Annotated in this window: 3 protein-coding genes and 2 pseudogenes; all 5 read left to right on the top strand. The window is 69.5% G+C overall.

What is annotated here, in order from left to right; translation table 11 throughout:
* Window positions 1-100 (top strand): annotated as a pseudogene (locus ACIA5F_RS30865) (roadblock/LC7 domain-containing protein); the annotation flags it as partial.
* Window positions 101-193: 93 nt separating this feature from the next.
* On the top strand, window positions 194-766 hold the full coding sequence (locus ACIA5F_RS30860) for a DUF742 domain-containing protein (protein ID WP_399358770.1): 573 nt from the start codon (window positions 194-196) through the stop codon (window positions 764-766).
* Window positions 747-1331 (top strand): ATP/GTP-binding protein, encoded by a 585-nt coding sequence (locus ACIA5F_RS30855; RefSeq protein ID WP_365917521.1) that lies wholly within the window; start codon window positions 747-749, stop codon window positions 1329-1331. Before ACIA5F_RS30860 ends, ACIA5F_RS30855 begins: the two co-directional genes overlap by 20 nt.
* A gap of 293 nt (window positions 1332-1624) precedes the next feature.
* On the top strand, window positions 1625-4780 hold the full coding sequence (locus tag ACIA5F_RS30850; protein WP_399358768.1) for a nitrate- and nitrite sensing domain-containing protein: 3156 nt from the start codon (window positions 1625-1627) through the stop codon (window positions 4778-4780).
* A gap of 10 nt (window positions 4781-4790) precedes the next feature.
* Window positions 4791-4883, top strand: a pseudogene (locus tag ACIA5F_RS30845) (roadblock/LC7 domain-containing protein); the annotation flags it as partial.

Here is a 4883-nt window from a genome sequence, read left to right as displayed (position 1 = left end):
CGGCCTCGTGGGCTACGAGATGGCCCTCCTCGTCGACCGCGCCGGAAGCGTCCTCACCCCGGACCTCCGCGCAGAACTCCAGGGAAGCCTGCTCAACTAGCAGACGGACCGTGCGTTTCGCTTCATCGCACCATAGGGTGCGGTGGCGCGGTTCCACAGGGAGTACTGCGTTCTTGGAGTCGGAGGAGGACACGTGACAACACCCGGAGAACATCCTTATGGCGGCCCCCAGCAGCCGCAGGGTGGGCACGACCAGAACCGCTTCAACTTCCCCTCCGCTCCCAGCCGGCCCGTGCCGGAGCAGAACCCCTACCGGCAGAACCCCTACCACCAGCAGTCGTACGGTCAGCCCCAGCAGCCTCCGCAGCACCCGGTGCCTCCGCAGCAGCCTCCGCGCGCCGCACGGCAGCCCGCTCCGCAGGCCCACAACCCGCTGGTGCGTCCGTACGCGATGACCGGCGGCCGGACCCGGCCGCGCTACCAGCTCGCCATCGAGGCACTGGTCACCACCACGGCCGATCCCGCTCGGCTGCAAGGGCAGTTGCCCGAGCACCAGCGCATCTGCCTCCTGTGCCAGGAGATCAAATCCGTCGCGGAGATCTCGGCACTCCTCTCCATTCCTCTTGGTGTCGCCCGTATCCTCGTCGCCGACCTGGCGGAGGCGGGCCTTGTCTCCATTCATCAGCCCGGCGGCGACGAGTCTGCCGGTGGTCAGCCAGATGTGACACTGCTCGAAAGGGTGCTCAGTGGACTTCGCAAGCTCTAACGGCGGAGCGGCTCCTCGCTCCACCACCTCCGCGAAGATCGTGGTGGCGGGCGGCTTCGGCGTGGGCAAGACCACGTTCGTCGGCGCGGTCTCCGAGATCAACCCGCTGCGCACCGAGGCCGTCATGACATCCGCCAGCGCGGGCATCGACGACCTCACCCACACCGGGGACAAGACGACCACGACCGTCGCGATGGACTTCGGCCGCATCACCCTCGACCAGGACCTGATCCTGTACCTGTTCGGCACCCCCGGACAGGACCGTTTCTGGTTCATGTGGGACGACCTCGTCCGCGGCGCCATCGGCGCCGTCGTCCTCGTCGACACCCGCCGCCTCGCCGACTGCTTCCCCGCCGTCGACTACTTCGAGAACAGCGGCCTGCCCTTCGTCGTCGCACTCAACGGCTTCGAGGGACACCAGCCCTACACACCCGAAGAAGTACGCGAAGCCCTCCAGATCGGCCCCGACGCACCCATCATCACCACCGACGCCCGCCACCGCGCCGACGCCAAGAGCGCACTCATCACCCTCGTCGAACACGCCCTCATGGCACGGCTCAAGTAACGGCGTTCCCGTTGCCGCACGCGAAGGGCGGGCTGTGTCCTACGACACGGCCCGCCCTTCGCGTTCATAACGTTTCGACAGACAATTGCCGCCCGTTGGCCACAGGGCGCGTTCGCGTCGTACCGCTGCGCACTCAGAAGGTCCCATATTTGCCGCAGGACGCTCTTTATGTCCGATTTATGTGGGGCATAAGGTTCGGCGAACGGCTGAATTCAACTGTTTGGAACACCGCCGTCGAACATGCTGGAATTCATCGAACTAGCTGGTAGTGACGCCGAGAGGTTGTTGGTCGAGTGAGGCGAAGCAACTCAGGCCCCGCGGAGGAACCCGCGCGGGGCAACTTCACCCCGCCGCCACGAGCGGCCACGTCGCCCTCCGACGCACCCGCGGACCTGCCGGCGCGCACCGGGAGCAGCAGCAGGCTCTCCCCGCGCAACTGGCGGGTGCCCACCCGCCTGAACGCCATCCTGCTCGTGCCGGTCCTCGTCGGGCTGGTCATGGGCGGCTTCCAGGTGAAGGGCTCCGTCGACACCTGGACCGAGGCCAAGGACGCCGAACGGATCGCCCGGGTCGTCCAGGCCGCCTCCGAGTACAGCCAGGCGCTCCTGAACGAACGCGACCTCACGGCGGAGCCGCTGCTGAAGGGCGACCGCAACAACGAGGTGGTCGCCAGGGCCTACGCGGCGACCGACGCGGCGAAGGCCGCGTTCGCCGGGGCCGTCCGCGGCATGCCCGCGCAGCAGGGCCTGGAACGCCGGCTGGAGCTCTTCCGCCAGGAGGAGCCCAAGCTGGAGCAGGTCCGCAAGAGCGCCTACACCGCGCCGGAGACGGCGAAGAAGAACCTCCCCGCCTCGGCCGGACCCATCCCGACCGAAGACGGGTACGTGCTGGTCCAGCACTTCCTGATGCAGTTCGCCAACGAGCTCGGACTCGGCACCGGCAACGTGACCTCGTACGGCCGGATGGTCTACGCGATCCAGCTGGCCAAGGCGGCGAACTCGCTCCAGCGCTCCGTCGGCACCCACCTCCTGGTCCGTCCGAACGAGAACGAGGACGTCCGCAAGGCCCAGCTCGTCGCCTTCTCCTCGTACGCCTACCTCGAAGAGCTCGCCGTCGGCGAGTACGTCGCGGCCGGCACCCAGAAGGACACCAGCCGGCTCCAGGAGGTCATGGGCGAGAAGTCGCAGGAGGCCGCCGCCAAGCTCGCCTCCGCCAAGCAGCAGGCGGAGCAGGCCGGCACCGCCTTCAAGGCCCCGCCCGTGGTCAACGGCTCCGCGCTGACCGGGATGACCGAGGCCATCGCCGGGGGCGAGAAGAGCAACCGGCTGGCGCTGGCCGGCACCACCGCCCCGGCCTGGCAGGCCGCGGCCACCGCGAAGTTCGAGGGCTACGCCGAGATCGAGAAGGAACTCCTCGACAAGGCCGTCAAGGACACCATCGCCATCTCCGACGAGGCCCGCAACGACGCCGTCGTCAACGGCGCCGTCGTGGTCGTGGCCCTGCTCGCCGCCTTCGTCCTGGCCGGGCTGATGGCCCGCCAGATGAGCCACGCGATGCGCCGCCTGCGCTCCGCCGCCTTCGACGTCGCCGAGCAGCGGCTGCCGATGCTGGTCGACCAGCTCTCGCGCACCGACCCCGGCAAGGTCGACACCCGGGTCGTGCCGATCCCGGTCGACTCCCGCGACGAGATCGGCGAGGTCGCCCGCGCCTTCGACCAGGTCCACCGGGAGGCCGTCCGGCTCGCCTCCGAGCAGGCCCTCCTGCGCGGCAACGTCAACGCGATCTTCACCAACCTCTCCCTGCGCAACCAGTCGCTGATCGAGGGCCAGCTGACCCTCATCACCGACCTGGAGAACAACGAGGCCGACCCGGACCAGCTGGCGAACCTCTTCCGCCTGGACCACCTGGCCACCCGTATGCGCCGCAACGGCGAGAACCTCCTCATCCTCGCGGGTGAGGAACCGGGCCGCCGCTGGGACCAGCCGGTCCCGCTCGTGGACGTGCTGCGCGCCGCCTCCTCCGAGGTGGAGCAGTACGAGCGCGTCGAGCTGTCCGGCATCTCCGAGGCCGAGATCCACGGCCGGGCCGTCACCGACCTCGTGCACCTCCTCGCCGAGCTGCTGGAGAACGCGACCGCGTTCTCCTCCCCGCAGACCAAGGTCCGTGTCACCGCGACCCGGCTGCCCGACGGCCGCGTGATGATCGAGATCCACGACAAGGGCATCGGCCTCACCGCCGAGGACTTCGCGGACATCAACCACAAGCTGGCCAACCCGCCGACCGTGGACGCCGCGATCTCCCAGCGCATGGGTCTCTTCGTGGTCGGCCGGCTGGCGGACCGCCACAGCATCCGCGTGCAGCTGCGCCCCTCGGGCGAGGCCGCCGGCACCACCTCGCTGGTCATGCTCCCCGACGCCATCACCCACGGTGGCGGCGGAGAGGGCGTGCCGGACGACGACTTCACGGTCTCCTCGATCATCGCGCAGCAGCCGACCGGGCGGACCGCCCCGTCGCGGACCGCCGCCGAGCTCGGTTTCGACGACTCCCGCTACGACGCGCGGCGGTCCGCAGCCACCGGGCCGGCCCCGCTCGGGCGCCCCGTCGGCCGCGAGGAGCCGCTGCTCCCGCCGGAGTCCGCGACCGGCCTCCCGCAGGAGCAGCCGCAGTACCCGGGCCAGGAGTATCCGCAGCCGCATCCCGAGCACGGGTACCAGCCGTACCAGGGCTACGAGCAGCAACCCGGGCAGGGCGGACCGGGCGGACCGGGTTATGACCCCTTGTACGATCCCCCGCAGACCGAGCCGGCCGCTCCCGTCCAGGAGGCCTACCCGCAGCCGGGTTACGGTTATCCGGAAGCCGGGTATCAGGAACAGCAGCCGAGCCCGTGGCCTGAGCAGAACAGTTATCAGGCCGACTACCAGCAGGATTACGGGACCGAATCGGAATCACCCGCCGTTCCCGAACTCGCCCCGGAACGCGTAGGCTTCGACCGTCCGGACGCCGCTGCCGACACCGGTCACGAGATGACCGGAGCGGGCCTGCCGCGCCGCGGCAGCCAGCAGCAGTGGCAGCCGGCGCAACAGAAGACAGAGTCGACCACGTCCCTCTTCGAGCAACGGCCGCAGCGTCAGCAGCAGCCCGAGGCCCCGGAGCAGGACGAGGAAGAAGCCACGGCGTCCTGGCGTTCACGTAACGACGAGCGCTGGCAGCAGGCCGGCAAGCTCCGCGAGCCGAAGGCGGGCGGGATCACCCCGTCCGGTCTCCCCCGGCGGGTGCCCAAGGCCAACCTGGTCGAGGGTGCGGCGGAGACGACCCCGCAGGGAGGCCCCCAGGTCTCCCGCGCCCCGGAGGACGTCCGCGGCAGGTTGAGCAACCTGCGCCGTGGTGTCCAGCAGGGCCGCAACGCGGGTTCTGAGCAGTCCAGTAACAGCTATGACCAGGAGCGTTAGTGTGAGCGCGATGAGCCAGGCGGCACAGAACCTGAACTGGTTGATCACCAACTTCGTGGACAACACCCCCGGGGTGTCCCACACCGTGGTGGTCTCCGCCGAC

It is taken from the genome of Streptomyces sp. NPDC051567, from assembly GCF_044454165.1.
Taxonomy (GTDB): Bacteria; Actinomycetota; Actinomycetes; order Streptomycetales; family Streptomycetaceae; genus Streptomyces.
This window is presented reverse-complemented; position numbering and strand designations above follow the sequence as displayed.